The sequence below is a fragment of the Gordonia sp. LMA167 genome (genome assembly GCF_058130025.1).
In genome coordinates, this window is sequence record NZ_CM176708.1 from 4,012,237 (window position 1) to 4,032,687 (window position 20,451).

A 20,451-nucleotide genomic window follows, 5' to 3' on the forward strand; every position below is an offset into this window, starting at 1 on the left:
CGGATCATCCACCCGGCCATCCCGCTCGCGGATGATCCACGCGCGTAGACCACACGGTTCCGGCCCAGTCGGTGTCGCCTGCCGGTAGGCCGTTTTCCGGCCATCGCGCACCCACCACGAACAGGGTGCGCCCGTCGGCACCTCCCAACATGCAGGCGAACGCGCCACGATCGAGGTCGATTCTTTCGAGGATCGAGCCACCCCGTGCCACCCGGACGCACCTGCCGTGCGGCACGTCGGCGTACCAGACGGCGCCGGTGTCGTCGATCGTGATGCCGTCCGGCGGATCCTGCCCGAGGTCGGCGAAGACGCTTCGATGCGCGAGCGACCCGTCGTCGAGGATGTCGAATGCGGTCAGCCGGCAGCGGTAGGACTCGGCGACGACGAGGGTGCGGTTGTCCGGGGTGATCGCCATCCCGTTGGGAAAATCGAGATCATCCGCGACGACCCGGGTCGTGCCGTCCGGTGTCACCAGCGCGATGCGGCCGGGCGCCCGCTCGCCGGGCGGCGTGGTGGTGCCGAACGGCGCATTCGGGCTGTTCACGTACGCGTTTGCCCGTCCGTCGACGACGATGTCGTTGGCCCCGACCTCCGAGAGCGGGGTGAGATCAGCGTGTCGGACCAGGCCACCGTCCTCGAGTCGAAGCAACGACCGTGTCTCCGACGACACCACGAGCAGCCTGCCGTCGGGCGTGAAATCAAAGCACAACGGGAACGAGCGGTGTGCGATCTGCACGTCGGAACCGCCGTCGGTCAGGGCGCGGATCTCGCCGGCCGCCCAGTCGGCGAACCACAACCGTTCGGCATGCCATCGGGGCGATTCGACCAGCCCGAACCCTTCCGCGAGCGTCTGCATGGAGGACTCCCTTCCGCGACGGACCGCCGGCTCGACAGTCGCACGTGTTCAGACCGATGCCACGCCAGGAAATCATCGTGCGCCGTCGTGGGGCGGGCTGTCGACGACGCGATATCGGCGGCCCATACAGTGGATGCATGCAGTCTTGGCCTGATCCCGCCCTCCCGGCCGTTCCGGGTACCGGGCCCGCCCTTCGTCTCCACGACACCTCCGACGCCCAGGTCCGGCCGGTCAGCCCGGGCCCGACGGCGACGATGTACGTGTGCGGTATCACCCCGTACGACGCAACCCATCTGGGGCACGCCGCGACCTACGTGACCTTCGATCTCGTGAACCGCGTGCTCCGTGATCTGGGCCATGACGTGCATTACGTCCAGAACGTCACCGATGTCGACGACCCGCTGTTCGAGCGCGCCGAGCGCGACGGGGTCGATTGGCGCGACCTCGGGGCGCGGGAGACCCAGCTGTTCCGGGACGACATGACCGCGCTGCGGGTGCTGCCACCGCGGGACTACATCGGTGCGATCGAATCCGTCGGCGAGGTCATCGAGGTGGTCGGGAAGCTGCTCGCATCCGGAGCGGCCTATGTCGTCGACGACGCCGAGTTCCCCGACATCTACTACCGGATCGATGCCACCGAGCAGTTCGGTTACGAGTCCGGGTATGACCGCGCGACGATGGATCGGTTCTTCGCCGAGCGCGGTGGTGATCCCGATCGTGCAGGCAAACGCGATCCGCTCGACGCCCTGCTCTGGCGGGCCGCTCGCCCGGGCGAGCCCTCGTGGGAGTCGCCGCACGGCCCGGGCCGCCCGGGGTGGCACATCGAGTGCTCGGCCATCGCCCTCAACCGTCTGGGTATCGAGTTCGACATACAGGGCGGAGGCAATGACCTGATCTTCCCGCATCACGAGTTCTCCGCCGCCCACGGCGAAGCACTGACCGGTTCTCGCCGGTTCGCACGCCACTACGTCCACACCGGCATGGTGGGACTCGACGGCGAGAAGATGTCGAAGAGCCGGGGCAATCTCGTGTTCGTCTCGCATCTTCGGCGCGACGGCGTGGATCCGGCGGCGGTCCGGCTCGCGTTGTTGTCGGCGCACTACCGGGCGGACCGGATGTGGACCGATGCCGTGCTCGACGAGGCGCGTGAACGCCTGTCACGGTGGCGCACCGCCACCGCGGCAGCGGCCGGTCCGGATGCGGCCGCCACTGTCGATCGCCTTCGCCAGCACCTCGCAGACGACCTCGACACACCCAAAGCACTTGCCGCAGTCGATGCTTGGTGTCGCGACGTCGAGTTGGGGATCGGCCACTCGAGTGCCGCACCCGGTGAGATCGCGCGCGCCGTCGACGCCCTGCTCGGCGTCGCGCTCACCTAGTAAGGTTCTCCCGTGGCACGCACGCAGGAGATCGCACCCGAGACGACCGGCGGGGTATGGACGGTGGTGACCCGCACCTCGACCTATCTGCTCGATTTCGACGAGATGACCTTGCTCCGCGCACCCGGGGTCGGAGGAACCGACAACGAGGACTGGGCGGTCAGCCGATTGCGGCGGGATTCCGAGGACATCCCGCTGCTGGGTGTGAAGTCATGCCGCGTGGGCGAGTCAGCACAATTCTGGGTGCGCGCCGCCGACGACCCCGACGTCCGCACATGGCGGATCACCACGCCGGTCGTGTCGATCGAACGGATCGGCTGAGCGGGCTTCTGGGCTGACCGCGCGCACTCGAATGGTTGGTGATGGCCGGTCGGCATCACCTCACCCTTCGGTCCCTGAGGTGAGGAGCCTGGAACGCGCGATGCGTCGCCTCACCCGTCGGTCCCTGAGGAGCCTCGCGAGGACCGCGCGATGCCTCGCCTCGCCCTCCGGTCCCTGAGGACCGCGTGATGCGTCACCTCACCCGTCGGTCCCTGAGGAGCCTCGCGAGGACCGCGCGATGCCTCGCCTCGCCCTCCGGTCCCTGAGGAGCCTCGCGAGGAACGAGCGATGCCTCGCCTCGCCCTCCGGTCCCTGAGGAGCCTCGCGAGGAACGAGCGATGCCTCGCCTCGCCCTCCGGTCCCTGAGGAGCCTCGCGAGGAACGAGCGATGCGTCACGAAGGGGCGGCCCTTCGTGACGCATCCTCGCAGGCTCGGAGGCTCGTCAGGGAGCGGTGGGTGCGTCGTATCTCGCTGGCTCGGAGGCTCCTCGGGGAGCGGTGGGTGCGTCGTATCTCGCAGGCTCGGAGGCTCCTCAGGGAGCGGTGGGTGCGTCGTATCTCGCAGGCTCGGAGGCTCCTCAGGGAGCGGTGGGTGCGTCGTATCTCGCTGGCTGGGAGGCTCCTCAGGGAGCGGTGGATGCGTCGTATCTCGCTGGCTCGGAGGCTCCTCAAGGACCGGTGGGCGACCGGGACCGGCGGGTGCGTCGTATCCCCGCGGGTTCCTCAAGGACCGGAGGATGCCCGCGGTCATCCTCCGAATGACCCCGGCCCCGCGCCCGGCCCGCGGCGCTTCAGATAACGCTCGAACTCGGCGGCCAACGCATCGCCGTCGATCTTGGCCATCACTTCGTCGGGGTCGACCTCGGCGTCACCGCGTTCCTCGAGGCCGCGGACGTAGTCGGCGATCTCCTCGTCGTCCTCGGTCATCTCGGTGACCGCGCGCTCCCATTCCTCAGCCTGTTCGGGGAGGGTGCCCAGCGGCACCTCGATGTCGAGCACCTCCTCGACGCGGTTGAGCAAGGCGACCGTCGCCTTCGGGTTCGGGGGCGTCGAAACGTAGTGGGGAACGGCCGCCCAGAACGACACCGCGGGCAGGCCGGCCTGTACGAACAGGTCCTGCAACACCCCGGTGATGCCGGTAGGGCCTTCGTAGCGGCTCTCCGCGAGGTTGTACCGGGAGGCGGACTCGCTGCTGTACGCGGCACCTGTCACCGGGACCGGACGTGTGTGTGGCGTGTCGGCGAGCAATGCCCCCAACATCACCGTCGTCTCGACCCCGAGCTCTTTGGCCAGGTCGACGATCTCCTTGCAGAACCCCCGCCAGCGCATGTTCGGTTCGATCCCGCGAACGAGTACGATGTCACGGTCCGCACCGTGGGGGGTGCAGTACGAGATGGACGTGGTGGGCCAGTCGATTCGTCGGGTGACCCCGTCGACCTGCTTCACGATGGGCCGATTCACCTGGAAGTCGTAGTAGTCGTCGGAATCGATGTCGGCGAGGGCAACGGCATCCCAGTTCAGTGCCAGATGCTCGACGGCGCTGCTGGCCGCGTCCCCTGCGTCGTTCCACCCCTCGAAAGCGGCCAAGAGAATGGGCCTGCGCAGCTGGGGAAGGTTCGACCTCTGCTCAGCGTTCACTGAACCAGCCTACGACCGAACCCCGAGAGAGAGCGAACTACGCTGTCAACCATGTCGACCCCTACCACCGACCCGGACAACTGGGCCCGCACGCGGCGCCCGGCCGACTACGACACGACATTCCTGACCGCGATGTCGCGTCGTGTCCTCATCGGCGATGGGGCGATGGGCACCATGTTGCAGGCTGCCGACCTGACGCTCGACGACTTCGCCGGACTCGAGGGCTGTAACGAGATCCTCAACGACACACGTCCGGATGTCCTGGCCGACATCCATCGCGCCTACTTCGAGGCCGGCGCCGACGCGGTCGAGACCAACACCTTCGGTTGCAACCTCTCCAACCTCGGGGACTACGACATCGCCGACCGCATCCGCGAGCTGGCGTACAAGGGCACCGGCATCGCGCGCGGCGTGGCCGACGAGATGGGCCCGAGCGCCGACGGGACGGCGCGGTTCGTCCTGGGTTCGATCGGACCGGGTACCAAATTGCCCAGTCTCGGACACACGACGTTCGCGGTCATCCGGGATGCCTACTTCGACTGCGTCGCCGGCATGCTCGAAGGCGGCGCGGACGCCATTCTGGTCGAGACATCGCAGGATCTGTTGCAGGTGAAGGCCGCGGTGCTCGCGGCGCGTCGGGCGATGAGCCACGTCGGTCGGCACATCCCGATCATCAGCCACGTCACCGTGGAGACAACCGGCACCATGCTGCTCGGTTCCGAGATCGGAGCGGCACTGGCCGCGGTCGAGCCGCTCGGTGTCGACATGATCGGCCTGAACTGTGCAACCGGCCCCGCCGAGATGAGCGAACACCTGCGCTACCTGTCCCGGCACGCCCGCGTTCCGGTGTCGGTGATGCCGAACGCCGGACTGCCGGTCCTGGGTGCCAACGGAGCCGAGTATCCATTGCAGCCGGACGAATTGGCAACGGCGCTCGATGATTTCGTCACCGATTTCGGACTGGCGTTCGTCGGAGGATGCTGCGGCACCACGCCCGAGCACATCCGGCAGGTCGCCGAGCGTGTCGGTGAAACCGCCCCCAGGCCGCGGCAGCCCGAACACGTGGCCGAAACGTCGTCGCTCTACTCGGCGGTGCCGTTCGACCAGGACTCCAGCTTCCTCGTCATCGGTGAGCGCACCAACACCAACGGTTCGAAGGCATTCCGCGAGGCGATGATCGCCGAGGATTACCAGAAATGCCTGGATACCGCGAAGGACCAGACCCGCGACGGTGCGCACATGCTCGACCTCAACGTCGACTACGTGGGCCGCGACGGCGCCGCCGACATGACCGCGTTGGCGAGTCGGTTCGCGACCTCGTCGACACTGCCGATCATGCTCGACTCGACCGAGCCCGCGGTCATCCAGGCCGGTCTGGAGGCCCTCGGCGGTCGTTGCGCGGTCAACTCGGTGAATTACGAGGACGGCGACGGGCCGGAGTCGCGTTTCACCAAGATCATGGAACTCGTGGTCGAGCACGGTGCTGCCGTGGTGGCGCTGACCATCGACGAAGAAGGGCAGGCACGCACCGCCGACTGGAAGGTCAGGGTTGCCGAACGACTGATCGATGACATCACCGGGAACTGGGGTCTGGCCGAGGAAGACATCATCATCGATGCGCTCACCTTCCCGATCTCGACCGGCCAGGAAGAGGTGCGCCGCGACGGCATCGAGACGATCGAGGCGATCCGCCGACTGCACGAGTCCCACCCGGACGTGCACTTCACACTCGGTATCTCCAACATCTCCTTCGGCCTCAACCCGGCCGCACGTCAGGTCCTGAATTCGGTTTTCCTCCACGAATGTGTGCAGGCCGGTCTGGACACGGCGATCGTGCACGCATCGAAGATCCTGCCGATGGCGCGCATCCCCGAGGAGCATCGGGAGGTGGCCCTGGACCTGGTCTACGACCGTCGGCGCGAGGGCTACGACCCGCTGCAGAAGCTGATGCAGCTGTTCGAAGGGGTGTCGGCGGCGTCGGCGCGGGAGTCGCGGGCGGCAGAGCTGAACAAACTGCCGTTGTTCGAGCGTCTCGAGCGACGCATCGTCGACGGCGAGCGCAACGGTCTCGAGGCCGACCTTGACGAGGCGATGACCACAACGCCGCCGCTGACGATCATCAACGAGACCCTGTTGTCCGGGATGAAGACCGTCGGGGAGCTGTTCGGTTCCGGGCAGATGCAGTTGCCGTTCGTGCTGCAGTCTGCCGAGGTGATGAAAACCGCTGTGGCCCATCTCGAACCGCACATGGAGTCGACAGGGGAGGACGGCAAGGGCCGGATCGTGCTCGCCACGGTCAAGGGTGACGTTCACGACATCGGCAAGAACCTCGTCGACATCATTCTGTCCAACAACGGGTACGAGGTGGTCAACCTCGGCATCAAGCAGCCGATCAACACCATCCTGGAGGCGGCCGCGGACAAGCGGGCCGATGTGATCGGCATGTCCGGACTGCTGGTGAAGTCGACCGTGGTGATGAAGGAGAACCTGCAGGAGATCAACGGGCGCGGGGTGGCCGACAACTACCCGGTCCTTCTCGGCGGCGCTGCGCTGACCCGCACGTACGTTGAGAACGATCTCGCCGAGATCTATGAGGGTGACGTCCACTACGCGCGGGACGCGTTCGAGGGTCTGCGGTTGATGGACGAGATCATGGCCACCAAGCGCGGTGAAGGTCCCGATCCAGACAGCCCGGAAGCGTTGGCCGCCAAGGAGAAGGCCGCCGAACGCAAGGCTCGGCACGAGCGCTCCAAGAGGATCGCGGAGAAGCGGAAGGCCGAGGCGACCCCGGTTGACGTGCCGGCACGCTCGGATGTGGCCGCCGACAACGAGATTCCGTCACCGCCGTTCTGGGGCACCCGCATCGTGAAGGGTGTGCCGATCGCCGACTACCTGCAACTACTCGACGAGCGCGCACTGTTTCTCGGACAGTGGGGGCTGCGCGGTGCGCGTGGGGGAGAGGGTCCGAGCTACGAGGAACTCGTCGAGACCGACGGCCGGCCACGGTTGCGGTACTGGATCGATCGCTTGTCCACCGAGAACATCCTGCAGCACGCGGCCGTCGTGTACGGCTACTTCCCGGCGGTCAGTGTCGGCGACGAGGTGCACGTCCTCGCCGAGCCTCGACCGGATGCGCAAGTGCGCCACCGCTTCGCATTCCCGCGACAGCAACGTCCACGCTTCCTGTGTGTCGCCGACTTCATCCGGTCACGCGAGGATTGTGAACGGACCGGTCAGATCGATGTGCTGCCTTTCCAGTTGGTCACGATGGGCCAGCCTATCGCCGACTTCGCGAACAAACTATTCGCCGAGGATGCATACCGGGACTATCTCGAGGTGCACGGCATCGGAGTTCAGCTGACCGAGGCGCTCGCCGAGTATTGGCATCAACGTGTCCGCAGCGAATTGACCGTTGCCGGTCGATCTTTCGCCGGCGACGATCCGAAGGATGCCCAGGGATTCTTCGACCTCGAGTACCGTGGCGCCCGCTTCTCGTTCGGTTACGGTGCGTGTCCGGACCTTGATGATCGGGCCAAGATGATCGATCTACTCGAACCCGAGCGGATCGGCGTCGTGCTGTCGGAAGAACTGCAGCTACATCCGGAACAGTCCACAGACGCGTTCGTGCTGCACCACCCGGAGGCCAAGTACTTCAACACCTGACGGATTGCCGCACGCCTCTCTGCTGCTCGGGGAGTAGGCGCGATGCGGTGGTCGGGCCGTCCCTCCGCTGGTCGGGTAGTAGGCGTGTCCGTTGGCCGGGTCGTCCGTCCGCTGGTCGAGCCGTCCGTCCGCTGGTCGAGTAGCAGACGAGCCGCTAGGCGAGTCTGTGTATCGAGACCCCCCATGCACAACGACATGAACGCCGACCGCACCATCGCCGGGCGAACGCGATGACCGTACAGGCCATGTCACCCGCCCTGACGCCGCTTGTCACGGGATAGTTGTGAGAATACAATCGTTGTATGCCTACAACTGACTCGCCACGTCGGGCAGTCACGTCGACGACGCCGACCGCGACGGAGCTGTGGTTCGCGATGAACAGCCTGGTTCGTGACCACGCCGCCGAGCCCCGCGCCCGTATCGACGCGAGGGTCGACATGCCGTTCAGTCGCTTCCGAGCGCTGCGTCGCATCGCTGTGCGCGACATGACGCAAACCGATCTGGCCAAGCGGCTGGGTATCGACGCACCTGCGGCCAGCGTCATCGTGAACGACCTGGTGGATCGGGGACTGGTCACCCAGGAGCCTCACCCCACTGATCGGCGATTCAAGGTGGTCACTGCCACCGACGAGGGTCGCCGGATCGTCGACTCGGTGGTCGCCGACCCCGCTATCGCGCCGGACATGTTCACCGCGCTCGATGATGACCAGCGGCAGCAACTCGGCCGACTGCTCGACCTGCTCCGGGAGGCCGCCGACTCATGAACACTTCTGTTGCGACCGCGTCGATGTCGGAGGCATCGAGCCTGAGTCCACGGCGTCGCATGGTGATCCTGACCACCTGCTGCCTCAGCCTGTTCATCGTCGGGATCGATGTGTCGGGCGTGAATGTCGCACTGCCGTCCATCAGTTCGGACCTCGGTGCGTCTGCCTCACAGCTGCAGTGGGTGATCGACGCGTACACACTGGTCATCGCCAGCCTGTTGATGCTCGGGGGTTCTCTCGGAGATCGCTTCGGTCGCCGACGTGTCTTCCAGACCGGACTGGTCGTCTTCGGCCTGGGCTCGATTCTGTGTTCGCTCGCGGTGTCACCCGAGATGCTCATCGGGGCGCGGATGCTCCAGGCTATCGGTGGGGCGATGTTGAATCCCGTGGCCATGTCGATCATCACCAACACCTTCACCGAGCCGAAGGAGCGTGCACGGGCGATCGGAATGTGGGGCGCCGCGATCGGTGTCAGCATGGCCCTCGGACCGCTGGTGGGTGGGGCCCTGGTTGACGGAATCGGCTGGCAGGCGATCTTCTGGCTCAATGTGCCGGTGTGTATCGCGGCTTTCGTCCTGACCGCGATCTTCGTGCCCGAATCGAAGGCCGAGCACGCGCGGCGACCGGATCCGGCCGGACAACTGCTGATCCTGGCGTTTCTCGCCACAGTCACCTACGCGATCATCGAGGGCCGCACCCGCGGCTGGGAATCGGGTGTGGTGATCGGCTGCTTCGCCATCGCCGCATTCGCCTTCGTGGGCCTGCTGGTGGTCGAATCCCGGCGGCGCGAACCACTTCTGGACCTGCGGTTCTTCCGCAGTATCCCGTTCAGCAGTTCGGTGATCAGCGCGATGCTCGCGTTCAGCGCCATGGGCGGCTTCCTCTTCCTGAACACCCTCTATCTGCAGCAGGTCCGCGGGCTGACGCCGTTCGAAGCCGGTCTGATGACGTTGCCGATGGCTGCGGCGAACGCGGTCCTGTCGCCGGTCTCAGGCAGGCTTGTCGGCAGTCGGGGAGCCCGGACGCCGATGGTCATCGCGGGCATTGCGGTGGCGATCAGCGGGTTGATGCTCACACAGGCGGGCAACGACACCAGCATGTGGTACCTGGGCGTTGCCTATCTGGTGCTCGGCACGGGTATGGGCCTGGTCAATGCGCCGATCACCAACGCCGCGGTGTCCGGGATGCCGAGATCCCAGGCAGGCGTCGCGTCGGCAATCGCATCGACGAGCCGCCAGGTCGGCACATCCCTCGGGGTGGCGGTGTTCGGAACGCTCGCGTTCGCCGACACAACCGCCGGGACGGGCCGGCTCGCCGGTGCTGCCGGCCCCGTCTGGTTCATCATGGCGTTGTGTGGCGTCGGCATCTTCGTCGTCGGGATCGTGTCCACGAGTCGATGGGCAAAGGCAACAGCTGAGCGCACCCGAGAGCGGATCCTGGCCTCCACGACCGCTTGAGCAGCGCTGTGAACCTCCCAGCGGGCTGACACCGCGCCCACAGCTTCGACTCGCACAGTGGGTGCATGACCGTGGCCGATCCTGTCCAGACCCGTACTCGTCCCGCTCCAAACCCCGGTCCCGTCACAACGACGGGCCCGGCGGCGTCATCCCCGCCCCGATGGCTGCGATGGCTCGTTCTCGCAGCGATCATCGCTGTCGCCATCGGAATCCGCTGTTGCTTCCTAGACATCGAGACCCTCGACTACCGCGCCTTCCTCAGCCGCTGGTACGACACCCTCGACAGCCAGGGCTTCGGTGCGTTCCGGGAGAAGTTCGCGGACTACAACTACCCGTATCTGTACCTGATCTGGCTGCTCACCGTGCTCAACGTCCCGGCACTCGTGGGCATCAAGGCGATCTCGATCATCTTCGACTTCGTCCTCGGATTCTTCGCCTACCGCATCGTCGGGCTGCGTACCGACCGGTTCTGGTTGCGTGCACTGGCCTTCACGGTGATGGTTCTTCTCCCGTCGGTCATCGCGAACAGCTCTTATTGGGGCCAAGCCGACGCGATCTACTCGGCCTGTGCGCTCGGCGGTGTCTACTTCCTGATGCGCGCGCAACGCGACTCGGTGCGCCCGAACTCGGTGCGCCCGAACTCGGTGCGCTGGAGCTCCTTGTGGGCGTGCGTCCTGTTCGGGCTCGCCCTCTCCTTCAAGCTCCAGGCGATCTTCGTGCTGCCGGTCCTGGCATGGCTGCTGATCCGTCGTCGCCTGCCCTGGTACACAGTGCTCGCGATCCCGGCCGTCTACCTGCTGCTGGATGTACCGGCGATCATCGCGGGTGCGCCGTGGCAGACGGCGTTGTCGGTCTATCTCGACCAGACCGACAGCTACAAGCAGCTGACACTCGGCGCGGCCAACCTCTACCAACTCATCCCGATCGCCGGTGACGCCACCTGGCTCGCCCATCTCGGGATCGCCGCAGCGGCAGCGGTGATCGTGGGCTTTCTCGCCTGGTCGATCTGGAAGAAGCCGGTGGTGACCCCGACCTCGATATTGGTGGTCGCCACCGCGTCGGCGGTCATCGTGCCGTTCCTCCTACCGGCGATGCATGACCGCTACTTCTTCACGGCCGAGGTACTGAGTGTGGTGATGGCGTTCTACCTCCCGCTGCGCTTCGTCCTGATCCCCGTCCTCATCCAGGCGGCGGCGATCGGTGTCTACCACTCGTCACTGACCGGCGACCAGGGGCAGATGATGGGCGGTGGTGCCCACGGCGGTGCCATGGGCAGCGGTGGTCACGGCGGCCCACCGGGCGCAGGCGCTACCGGTCGGAGCGCTCCGGCCGGCCCAGGCTCGGGCGGCCCGGTGACAGGTGACGCGGGCGGCCCAGCGCACGGTCGCGCAGCCGGCGGCCCGGTCGCCGGCGGTGGATCGAGCGCCGGCGGAGACGGGTACAGCTCTGGCCGCGGCGACACCGCCTTGTCGATCTACGCCTCGATGATGGGGCTCGCCGTACTCGGCGTCGGATACGCCGTCGTCGACACGCTGCGTCGTTCGCGGAAGCTCGCACTGCGCGCGCGGCCCTGATCCGACCACCACCTGATGGTCCGGTCGACGATCGGTCCCGGCGTCCGTACCCACTGCACGTGTCCGACCGACCCGCCGGGAGGACACTCATCGGCGGTGTAGGTCCAGGTGGTGCGGACCTCGGGATCGAATCGGCGCTCGAACAACTCGGCCGCGGGCGAGGTCACCAGCCGGTCCTCCGCGAGCCGCACGGCGAGGATCGGGATACCGATGAGGTCATCGCCGTCGAACGGCGCCCGCCCGGTGCGGACCATGCGCGCCCATTCACGCATCAAGGTCCGCGGTGCGGGGGCGCCGAAACCCGGGGTCGGCCAATGACCGATAGCCGCGGTGACGATCGGGACGGCGGTCGCGGTGCCGAACTCGACGATCCCGCCGCGCGGATAGTGGCGGAACCACGGCACCGACGCCGCGACCGTGACCACAGCGTCCGGGCACATGTCGTCGCCACGGGTGCCGAGCACCGCACACAACTGAGCCCCCAGACTGTGGCCGAGAACGAGAACAGGACGTGACGGATCATCGGCACGCGCCCGCGCGACGGCCGCGCCGAGGTCGTCGGCCTCGTCGGCGTATGACCAGTCGTTCGCACGCGAAGGACTCTTCGCGTGGTCGCCGATGCCGCGCCGGTCGACCGTGGTGGCCGCCCAACCTTCATGGGCGAATGCCTCGACGAGCGGGCGGTAGTAGCGTCCCGGTACCGCCATCGCCGGAGAGATGAGCACGAGGGGCGCATCGATAGGATTCATGGACACCAGAGTCACGCTGATCGCGAGGCGGATCCACTACCTGACAGGTAATCGAATCAGGGCGGCCCGCTGCCATACGATGACCGACATGGCGGTCGGAGTGGGCACGATGTTGCGGCAGTGGCGGTGGCATCGGTCGATCAGCCAACTCGACCTCGCCTACGATGTGGGAGTCTCGCCACGGCATCTGAGTTTCGTCGAGACGGGCAAATCGACACCGAGCCCGGCACTCCTCGAGGCACTCTCCACCCGCCTCGACATCCCGCTGCGCGAACGAAATGCGCTGCTGCTCGCCGCCGGCCACGCGCCCCGCTACACCGAGCAATCGCTCGACGCGGCCGCGATGAGCCGTATCCGCGGGTCAGTTCAGCGAATCCTGGACGCGCACAATCCGTATCCCGGTCTGGCGCTGGACCGAACCTGGAATGTCGTGTTGGCCAACGACTCCGCAGCCCAGCTCGCCGGGCTCCTGCCCGACCACCTGCAGGGTCCACCGTTCAATCTGTTCCGCGCGTCGTTGCATCCCGAGGGATTCGCTCGTGTGACGGTCAATCTCGATGCGTGGGCGGGGTATCTCGTCGACACACTGCGGCGTCTCGTCCGGTTGACCGGAGATCCACGACTGACCGCGCTGGAACACGAGGTGCGCGACTATGACACGGTGGCCGATCTCGACCGGCGCACGACGTCGGCCAACCATCCGGCTGAACCGACCCTGCTCGTTCCGTTCGAGTTGCGGTTCGGTGATCAGGTGCTGTCATTCTTCACCACGCTGACGACCTTCGGCACCCCGCGCGACATCACCCTCGAAGAGATGACAATCGAACTGTTCTACCCGGCGGATGAGACCACCGAACGCGCGGTTGCGATGATGCAGGGGTGAGTAGACCCGCACCGCAGGCCCCGGCCGCAGTCCTCTGGGATATGGACGGCACGCTGCTCGACTCCGAACCCCTGTGGGACATCGCGATGGTCGACCTCGCCGTGCGCCACGGCATCGTGATGTCGCCACGCCTACGTGAGTCCACCCTCGGCAACTCGCTGCCGGACGCGATCGCGAAGGTTCATGACGCCGCACAACTCACCTCTGCCGAGCGCGATCCCGACGGCGACGCCCGGTGGATGCTCGATCACGTGGCGGTGCTGTTCTCGAAGGGCCTGCCATGGCGCCCCGGGGCGCTCGCGGCGCTCGAGCTGGTCGCCGACGCGGAACTGCCCATGGTGCTGGTCACGAACACGGTGCGTGAGCTCACCGAGGTCGCGCTCGACACGTTGGGCCGAAGCCGGTTCACCGCGACGGTCTGTGGCGACGAGGTGCCCACGGGAAAGCCGGCGCCCGATCTCTACCTGCGTGCTGCCGCACTGCTGGGCCGCGCGCCGTCGGAGTGTCTCGCCGTGGAGGACTCACCGACCGGCACCGTCGCCGCCACCGCGGCGGGATGTCCGACGCTGGTCGTGCCGTCGGCCGCCGTCGTACCGCCGGGTGCGCTGCGCAGCTTCCGGAAATCGTTGGTCGACCTCACCGTCGACGATCTGGTCGATGCCTGGACCGGCCAGCACCCCGGCCACCGTTCCGACGATCGTGACGTGCCAAGATAGGGGATCGTGAAGACATTCGAGGATCTGTTCGCCGAACTGAGCGAGAAGGCACAGAGCCGTCCCGCCGGGAGTGGCACGGTCGCCGCCCTCGACTCCGGGGTTCACACCCTCGGCAAGAAGGTCATCGAGGAGGCGGGCGAGGTCTGGCTCGCGGCCGAACACGAGTCGGACGAATCCCTCGGTGAGGAGATCTCGCAGCTGCTCTACTGGGTCCAGGTGATGATGATCAAACGTGGTCTCTCCCTCGAGGACGTCTACCGACATCTGTGACCGGCCGGCCCGGACATCTGTACTTCTCATCCAGACTCACCACGTACTCCCGAAGGAACAGCCATGCTGCGAGTTGCCGTGCCCAACAAGGGTGCGCTCTCCGAGTCCGCGGCCACCATTCTCGCCGAGGCGGGCTATCGGAAACGATCGGACTCCAAAGACCTCACCGTGCTCGACAACGCCAACGACGTCGAGTTCTTCTTTCTCCGGCCCAAGGACATCGCCATCTATGTCGGCGCCGGAACCCTGGACCTCGGTATCACCGGCCGGGACCTCGCACGGGACTCGGGCGCCTCTGTCGACGAGCAGCTCTCGATGGGCTTCGGATCGTCGACGTTCCGCTACGCGGCGCCCTCGGACAGCACCTGGACGGTCGACGACCTCGCCGGCAAGCGGATCGCCACGTCGTATCCCAACCTCGTACGCGCCGATCTCGGCCGCCGGGGACTCGAGGCCGAGATCATCCGTCTCGACGGCGCCGTCGAGATCTCCATCCAGCTCGGCGTCGCCGACGCAATTGCCGACGTCGTGGGCTCCGGTCGCACGCTGCGTCAACACGGACTCGCCGCGTTCGGTGAGTCGCTGTGTGACTCCGAGGGCGTGCTGATCTCCCAGGCCGGAGTGGACCAGGGCAAGGCGGCGCGACAGTTCGTCGCGCGCGTGCAGGGCGTCGTGTTCGGCCAGCAGTACGTGATGATCGACTACGACTGCCCGCTGACGCTGCTCGAGGAGGCGTCCAAACTGACGCCGGGCCTGGAGTCGCCGACGGTGGCGCCGATGGCGGACCCCAACTGGGTCGCCGTGCGTGCGATGGTTCCGCGCAAGGTGCACCAGAGCCTCATGGACGAGCTGTCCGAACTGGGTGCAAAGGCCATCCTGGCCACCGACATCCGCTCATGTCGGTTCTGAAGCCGATTCGCTGGAGGAGAGGGCGGTACCTGCGGGTGTCGCTACGGAGTCGGGTTCAGCAGCACCGTCTGGGCGGATCGGCCGATGAAGCCGTCGGCGTCGTAGAGGTCGGCGAACGTCGCACCGAAGCCGTGGGGCCCTTGCACCATGTCGGCGTCGATACCCACCCACGGTCCGCTCGGCACCCGGGTCAGATGCACGGTGGTGTCGGTGTTCATCCAGGTCCACTCGTCGACCCGTAAGCGTGTGCCGACTCCGTTCGCGATGTCGATGACGGTGAAGATCGACTCCAGATCGGAGATCTCTTCACCGCCGACCAGCGGGATCGCGGGACGAATCCAGATGGCGGGAGTATCGCCGGTACGACCGTCGATCGTGGCCGACTCGACAGAGCCGATGAACCCGACCGTGCCCCAGTCGACACCGAGGTCGGCACTCTCGGTGACCCCCCGCACGGGGGTGAGGTCGGCGGGCACGGGGGACAACGGTGCCGGGGTCTCGACGATCGCCGCCGTGTCGGCGGTGCGCAACCGCCAGCCGACCGAGCGGGCGGCCAGTCGGAACGAACCGTCGGGTTGCTGGACCTCCAGGTCGGTCCCGACCAGACTGATCTGCCGGCCCGGCCTGATGACCTCGGCCCGGATACGGTTCACACCCAACCCGATCGGTCCGAGGATCTCGGTCGTCACCCGGGTGAACCGTTGGTCGGGGTTCGGGTCGCACCGCAGCAACGATCGCATCATCAGTCCAGACGGTGGCCCACCGTGCTGCATGGTCGACGCCCACACGCTCTGCGTCGCGTCGCTGGGCTGAAAGTACTCGTAACCCGCATCGGGCTCCGATCGCGGCCCGTCGATCGGAACGTAGTAGCAGCTCTCCACGGGAGCCACCGTATGCCCATCGTCATAGTCGGCCGGAGCAGGGGGCCCGAACGGTGGGTTCAGGCGACAAACCCTGGCGGCGGGCCCGGATACGGCGGGATCTCGCCACCGAACTCCGGGCACCGCGCCTGGTGCTCGCACATACCGCACAGCCGTGATCGGCGGGGGCGGAAATCGCCGGATGCCACTGCCGAGCGGATCGCCGCCCAGATCGCCTTGAGGGTCCGGGCGAAGCGCTCGAGCTCCTCGCGGTCCGGGGTGTAGGTCAGTTGCTGGCCGTCGGATAGGTACATCAACTGCAGGCGTGCCGGCACGACGCCGCGGATGCGGAGGATCGCGAGGGCATAGAACTTCATCTGGAACAGGGCCTTTGCCTCGTAGGCCTCGCCGGGGGAGCGGCCGGTCTTGTAGTCGACGACCCGGATCTCACCGGTCGGCGCGACGTCGATGCGATCGATGAACCCGCGCATCAGGACGTCGTCCACATCGATCTCGACGTGCTCCTCGCACGCGTCGGCCTCGAACGCGGTCGGGTTCTCCATCGTGTAGTAGGTCGCGATGAGTTTCTGGGCCTCGGCGAGGAACCGCTCGGTCTGTCCTTCCCCGACGACGTCGGCGAGCTGCGGATCTCCCTCACACATCGCCGCCCAGGCGCCCTCGACGAGAAGGTCTGCACTTTCCTGTGTCCGAAGCTCGGCCGGCATATCGAAGAGATTCTCGAGGGCCGCGTGCACCACGGTTCCCCGCGTCTGCGCCTGCGTCGGAGTCTCCGGGAACCGGTCGATGGCGCGGTACCGGTAGAGCAGTGGACACTGTTTGAAATCGGCGGCCCGAGACGGTGACAGCGCCAGCGGTCGCCCGACCAGACCGCGGGCCGGGGGCTCGACATCGGCCGGCACGCCGGACCCGACATTCTCGGGGGCAGCCCCAGCGTCAATCGTGGTAATCACATTTGGCAGGGTAGGTCGCGACACTGACAGGTTCGGGGATGACACCCTGAACGGCCGGAAGGATCTCCAGAGACCGATGCCCACCACCGGCCCATTCGACGTGGGTGACCGCGTACAACTGACCGACGCCAAGGGACGGAAGTTCACTGTCCATCTCGAGGCGGGCAAGCAGTTCCACACCCATCGCGGCGCGATCGAACACGACGACCTCATCGGTGCTCCCGAGGGCAGCATCGTCGCCGCGACGAGCGGCACGCAGTACCTCGCCCTTCGTCCGTTGCTCGTCGACTATGTGCTGTCGATGCCGCGCGGCGCCCAAGTCATCTATCCGAAGGACGCAGCGCAGATCGTCACCGAGGGGGACATCTTCCCGGGTGCGCGTGTGCTCGAGGCGGGAGCCGGGTCCGGGGCACTGACCTGTTCGCTGTTGCGTGCCGTCGGTACCGAGGGCAGCGTCACGTCCTACGAGGTGCGCGACGACCATGCCGAGCACGCGGTCCGCAACGTCGAGACGTTCTTCGGCGGCCGGCCGCACAACTGGGAGCTGGTGGTCGACGATCTCGCCCACCTGGACGTTGCCGGACTGGCCACCGAGACCCTTTTCGATCGCGTCATCCTGGACATGCTCGCGCCCTGGGAGCCACTCGATGTGGTCCGAGGTGCGATAAAACCGGGCGGAGTCCTGATCATTTATGTGGCAACGGTCACGCAATTGTCGCGGATCATGGAAGCACTTCGTGACCAGGAATGCTGGACCGAACCCCGTGCGTGGGAATCGCTGGTACGGGAATGGAGCGCGGTCGGCCTGGCGGTGCGTCCGGAACACAAGATGCAGGGTCATACTGCCTTTTTGATCACGACACGCCGTCTGGCAGACGGCGTCGCGACCCTCCGTCCGCAACGTCGACCGACCCGGGGATGACGACGATCGGGTCTGCTCGGCACTAATTCCCTTTACCGAATGAAACGTCGCGAATACGTTGCGAAGACATAGATTTAACAAGTCGTCAACACCCATTGCTGCGCGGTACAGGGCGATTTCCCGTCCGCACCGGTAGCGTGGGGTTACGGCGCAAACACTCCACGTGAGCAGTGTTTGCCGGGGAGAGGAGTCAGCAATGACCGAATCTGACCGCCAAGGTGCCAGCGGCGCCGACCGCCTCGGGTCCTCGGGTGTGCCCGAGCCCGACGACACCGGCCAGATGCCCGAAGAGAGCTTCGTCCCGGCCTACGCGTCCCCCCTCGCTCGGCCCGAGTCTTCTCGCGGCGACACGTTGCGCGGAAACTTCGCGCGGCCCGGCGATGCCACTGAGCTCCAGGAGCGGGTCGACAATCTGACCGCGCGGAACGCCAAGCTGCTCGACACCCTCAAGGAGGCCCGGCAGCAACTGGTCGCCCTGCGTGAGGAGGTCGACCGGCTCGGGCAGCCACCCAGCGGATACGGCGTGCTCCTCGACATCCACCCGGACACCACGGTGGATGTGTTCACGTCCGGGCGCAAGATGCGGCTGACCTGCTCGCCGAACATCGACATCGATGCGCTCCGCCGGGGCCAGACGCTGCGCCTCAACGAGGCGCTCACGATCGTCGAGGCCTGCGAGTACGACGCCGTCGGGGAGATCAGCACGCTGCGCGAGATCCTCGGCGACGGCCGTCGGGCCCTCGTCGTCGGTCACGCCGACGAAGAGCGTGTCGTCTGGCTGGCCGAGCCCCTGATGGGGGAGATCGACAGCGACGACGGCAAACGGCGCAAGCTACGTCCCGGCGACTCACTGCTCATCGACACCAAGGCCGGCTTCGCGTTCGAGCGCGTGCCGAAGGCCGAGGTCGAGGACCTGGTCCTCGAAGAGGTGCCCGACGTCGGGTACGAGGACATCGGTGGCCTGGGCCGTCAGATCGAGCAGATCCGCGACGCCGTCGAGTTGCCGTTCCTGCACAAGGACCTGTTCCGTGACTACGCGCTGCGCCCGCCCAAGGGTGTGCTGCTCTACGGTCCTCCCGGCTGCGGCAAGACGCTGATCGCCAAGGCGGTGGCGAACTCGCTCGCGAAGAAGATCGCTCAGGTGCGTGGCGACGATGCCAAGGAGGCAAAGTCGTACTTCCTGAACATCAAGGGTCCCGAGCTGCTCAACAAGTTCGTGGGTGAGACCGAGCGCCACATCCGCCTGATCTTCCAGCGTGCGAGGGAGAAGGCCTCCGAGGGCACACCGGTGATCGTGTTCTTCGACGAGATGGACTCGATCTTCCGGACCCGTGGATCGGGTGTGTCGTCGGACGTCGAGACCACCGTCGTGCCGCAGCTGCTCAGCGAGATCGACGGTGTCGAGGGCCTGGAGAACGTGATCGTCATCGGTGCCTCCAACCGTGAGGACATGATCGATCCGGCGATCCTGCGCCCGGGCCGTCTGGACGTGAAGATCAAGATCGAACGCCCGGACGCCGAATCGGCCATGGACATCTTCTCCAAGTACCTGGTGGAGGGCCTGCCGGTGCACGCCGACGATCTCAACGAGTTCGGCGGCGACCGCACGGCGTGCGTGAACGCGATGATCGAGCGGGTCGTGGAGCGGATGTACGCCGAAAGCGACGACAACCGGTTCTTGGAGGTCACCTACGCCAACGGCGACAAGGAGATCATGTACTTCAAGGACTTCAATTCGGGCGCGATGATCCAGAATGTCGTCGACCGCTCGAAGAAGTACGCGATCAAGTCGCAACTCGAGACGGGGCAGCCGGGTCTGCGGGTGCAGCACCTGTTCGACTCCATCCTCGACGAGTTCGCCGAGAACGAGGACCTGCCGAACACCACCAACCCCGACGACTGGGCGCGGATCTCCGGCAAGAAGGGCGAGCGGATCGTCTACATCCGGACGTTGGTCACCGGCAAGAGCGCAGGTGCGAGCCGCGCGATCGACACCGAGACGAACACCGGTCAGTACCTGTAGCGCAGTCTCAACCCCTCACGTCTGCACCCCCGGTCCCGATGAGGGCCGGGGGTGCAGACGTTGATCCCGTGGTCTGGACGTGACAACGGCGGGGTGTGGACGTGACCCCGGTTTGTGGAGACGGGCTGGGGGCTGGTGTGGAGGTGACCCCGGTTTGTGCAGAAGGTCCGGGGGCTGGTGTGGACGTGACCCCCGGTTTGTGCAGAAGGTCCGGGGGCTGGTGTGGACGTGACCCCCGGTTTGTGGAGAAGGGCTGGGGGCTGGTGTGGACGTGACCCCCGGTTTGTGGAGAAGGGCTGGGGGCTGGTGTGGACGTGACCCCCGGTTTGTGCAGAAGGGCTGGGGGCTGGTGTGGACGTGACCCCCGGTTTGTGGAGAAGGGCTGGGGGCTGGTGTGGACGTGACCCCCGGTCCCTGAGGAGGTCCGGAGCGCTAGCGGAGGACCGTCACGAAGGGCGGCCCTTCGTGACGCATCCTCGCAGGCTCGGAGGCTCCT

At 66.5% G+C, this 20,451-nt stretch carries 17 protein-coding genes; 12 read left to right on the forward strand and 5 right to left on the reverse strand.

Going from position 1 to position 20,451, the window contains the following annotated elements:
• Positions 1-4 precede the first annotated feature (4 nt).
• A complete protein-coding gene (locus tag ACVT6V_RS18255; RefSeq protein ID WP_489895197.1) occupies positions 5-856 on the reverse strand; it encodes an SMP-30/gluconolactonase/LRE family protein in 852 nt (283 codons plus the stop codon).
• A 137-nt stretch (positions 857-993) separates the two neighbouring features.
• On the opposite strand from ACVT6V_RS18255, the gene mshC reads away from it, so the two are divergent.
• Entirely contained in the window at positions 994-2,235 is a 1,242-nt protein-coding gene (gene mshC / locus ACVT6V_RS18260; RefSeq protein ID WP_489895199.1) for a cysteine--1-D-myo-inosityl 2-amino-2-deoxy-alpha-D-glucopyranoside ligase, read from the forward strand.
• Positions 2,236-2,247: 12 nt separating this feature from the next.
• Positions 2,248-2,556 (forward strand): hypothetical protein, encoded by a 309-nt coding sequence (locus ACVT6V_RS18265; RefSeq protein ID WP_489895201.1) that lies wholly within the window; start codon positions 2,248-2,250, stop codon positions 2,554-2,556.
• A 747-nt stretch (positions 2,557-3,303) separates the two neighbouring features.
• Here ACVT6V_RS18265 and ACVT6V_RS18270 read toward each other — a convergent pair.
• Positions 3,304-4,194: a PAC2 family protein gene (locus tag ACVT6V_RS18270; RefSeq protein ID WP_489895203.1), complete on the reverse strand. Its 891-nt coding sequence runs from the start codon at positions 4,192-4,194 to the stop codon at positions 3,304-3,306.
• 51 nt (positions 4,195-4,245) lie between these two features.
• Between ACVT6V_RS18270 and metH the strand changes: the two genes are divergently transcribed.
• The 4 genes from metH (at position 4,246) to ACVT6V_RS18290 (ending at position 11,652) form a co-directional block, all read left to right on the forward strand.
• Positions 4,246-7,857: a methionine synthase gene (gene metH, locus ACVT6V_RS18275; protein ID WP_489895205.1), complete on the forward strand. Its 3,612-nt coding sequence runs from the start codon at positions 4,246-4,248 to the stop codon at positions 7,855-7,857.
• A 302-nt stretch (positions 7,858-8,159) separates the two neighbouring features.
• Entirely contained in the window at positions 8,160-8,621 is a 462-nt protein-coding gene (locus ACVT6V_RS18280) for a MarR family winged helix-turn-helix transcriptional regulator (protein WP_489895207.1), read from the forward strand.
• A complete protein-coding gene (locus ACVT6V_RS18285) occupies positions 8,618-10,078 on the forward strand; it encodes an MFS transporter (RefSeq protein ID WP_489895209.1) in 1,461 nt (486 codons plus the stop codon). Before ACVT6V_RS18280 ends, ACVT6V_RS18285 begins: the two co-directional genes overlap by 4 nt.
• A 65-nt stretch (positions 10,079-10,143) precedes the next feature.
• The gene (locus ACVT6V_RS18290; RefSeq protein ID WP_489895210.1) at positions 10,144-11,652 is read left to right on the forward strand and encodes a hypothetical protein; all 1,509 of its coding nucleotides are present in this window, start codon (positions 10,144-10,146) and stop codon (positions 11,650-11,652) included.
• On the opposite strand, the gene ACVT6V_RS18295 is transcribed toward ACVT6V_RS18290, so the two are convergent.
• Positions 11,553-12,401, reverse strand: coding sequence for a serine aminopeptidase domain-containing protein (locus tag ACVT6V_RS18295; protein WP_489895211.1), 849 nt, complete (start codon positions 12,399-12,401; stop codon positions 11,553-11,555). The two genes, ACVT6V_RS18290 and ACVT6V_RS18295, sit on opposite strands and share 100 nt — an antisense overlap.
• Positions 12,402-12,489: 88 nt before the next feature.
• On the opposite strand from ACVT6V_RS18295, the gene ACVT6V_RS18300 reads away from it, so the two are divergent.
• The 4 genes from ACVT6V_RS18300 (at position 12,490) to hisG (ending at position 15,179) form a co-directional block, all read left to right on the forward strand.
• Positions 12,490-13,284 carry a helix-turn-helix domain-containing protein gene (locus ACVT6V_RS18300; RefSeq protein ID WP_489895212.1) on the forward strand — a complete coding sequence of 265 codons (795 nt, stop codon included), beginning with the start codon at positions 12,490-12,492 and terminating at the stop codon, positions 13,282-13,284.
• Positions 13,281-14,000 carry an HAD family hydrolase gene (locus ACVT6V_RS18305; RefSeq protein WP_489895213.1) on the forward strand — a complete coding sequence of 240 codons (720 nt, stop codon included), beginning with the start codon at positions 13,281-13,283 and terminating at the stop codon, positions 13,998-14,000. Before ACVT6V_RS18300 ends, ACVT6V_RS18305 begins: the two co-directional genes overlap by 4 nt.
• Positions 14,001-14,006: 6 nt before the next feature.
• Positions 14,007-14,270, forward strand: a complete 264-nt coding sequence (locus ACVT6V_RS18310) for a phosphoribosyl-ATP diphosphatase (RefSeq protein ID WP_489895214.1) — start codon at positions 14,007-14,009, stop codon at positions 14,268-14,270.
• Positions 14,271-14,333: 63 nt separating this feature from the next.
• Positions 14,334-15,179 (forward strand): ATP phosphoribosyltransferase, encoded by an 846-nt coding sequence (gene hisG, locus ACVT6V_RS18315; RefSeq protein ID WP_489895215.1) that lies wholly within the window; start codon positions 14,334-14,336, stop codon positions 15,177-15,179.
• Between the two features lie 41 nt (positions 15,180-15,220).
• Here hisG and ACVT6V_RS18320 read toward each other — a convergent pair whose 3' ends face one another.
• Both ACVT6V_RS18320 and ACVT6V_RS18325 read right to left on the reverse strand, forming a co-directional pair.
• Positions 15,221-16,060, reverse strand: coding sequence for a thioesterase family protein (locus ACVT6V_RS18320; RefSeq protein WP_489895216.1), 840 nt, complete (start codon positions 16,058-16,060; stop codon positions 15,221-15,223).
• Between the two features lie 59 nt (positions 16,061-16,119).
• Positions 16,120-17,010 carry a RecB family exonuclease gene (locus tag ACVT6V_RS18325; RefSeq protein ID WP_489895217.1) on the reverse strand — a complete coding sequence of 297 codons (891 nt, stop codon included), beginning with the start codon at positions 17,008-17,010 and terminating at the stop codon, positions 16,120-16,122.
• Positions 17,011-17,086: 76 nt separating this feature from the next.
• Between ACVT6V_RS18325 and ACVT6V_RS18330 the strand changes: the two genes are divergently transcribed.
• A complete protein-coding gene (locus tag ACVT6V_RS18330; RefSeq protein WP_489895219.1) occupies positions 17,087-17,932 on the forward strand; it encodes a tRNA (adenine-N1)-methyltransferase in 846 nt (281 codons plus the stop codon).
• Between the two features lie 196 nt (positions 17,933-18,128).
• Positions 18,129-19,955: a proteasome ATPase gene (gene arc / locus ACVT6V_RS18335; protein ID WP_489895221.1), complete on the forward strand. Its 1,827-nt coding sequence runs from the start codon at positions 18,129-18,131 to the stop codon at positions 19,953-19,955.
• The last annotated feature ends 496 nt before the right edge of the window (positions 19,956-20,451 follow it).

Bases quoted from the DNA above. Each gene is read 5' to 3' on its own strand.
- mshC (WP_489895199.1), top strand. From the start codon at position 994: ATGCAGTCTTGGCCTGATCCCGCCCTCCCGGCCGTTCCGGGTACCGGG.
- ACVT6V_RS18255 (WP_489895197.1), bottom strand. From the start codon at position 856: ATGCAGACGCTCGCGGAAGGGTTCGGGCTGGTCGAATCGCCCCGATGG.
- ACVT6V_RS18295 (WP_489895211.1), bottom strand. From the start codon at position 12,401: ATGAATCCTATCGATGCGCCCCTCGTGCTCATCTCTCCGGCGATGGCG.
- ACVT6V_RS18280 (WP_489895207.1), top strand. From the start codon at position 8,160: ATGCCTACAACTGACTCGCCACGTCGGGCAGTCACGTCGACGACGCCG.
- ACVT6V_RS18285 (WP_489895209.1), top strand. From the start codon at position 8,618: ATGAACACTTCTGTTGCGACCGCGTCGATGTCGGAGGCATCGAGCCTG.
- ACVT6V_RS18330 (WP_489895219.1), top strand. From the start codon at position 17,087: ATGCCCACCACCGGCCCATTCGACGTGGGTGACCGCGTACAACTGACC.
- ACVT6V_RS18300 (WP_489895212.1), top strand. From the start codon at position 12,490: ATGGCGGTCGGAGTGGGCACGATGTTGCGGCAGTGGCGGTGGCATCGG.
- metH (WP_489895205.1), top strand. From the start codon at position 4,246: ATGTCGACCCCTACCACCGACCCGGACAACTGGGCCCGCACGCGGCGC.
- hisG (WP_489895215.1), top strand. From the start codon at position 14,334: ATGCTGCGAGTTGCCGTGCCCAACAAGGGTGCGCTCTCCGAGTCCGCG.
- ACVT6V_RS18290 (WP_489895210.1), top strand. From the start codon at position 10,144: ATGACCGTGGCCGATCCTGTCCAGACCCGTACTCGTCCCGCTCCAAAC.
- arc (WP_489895221.1), top strand. From the start codon at position 18,129: ATGACCGAATCTGACCGCCAAGGTGCCAGCGGCGCCGACCGCCTCGGG.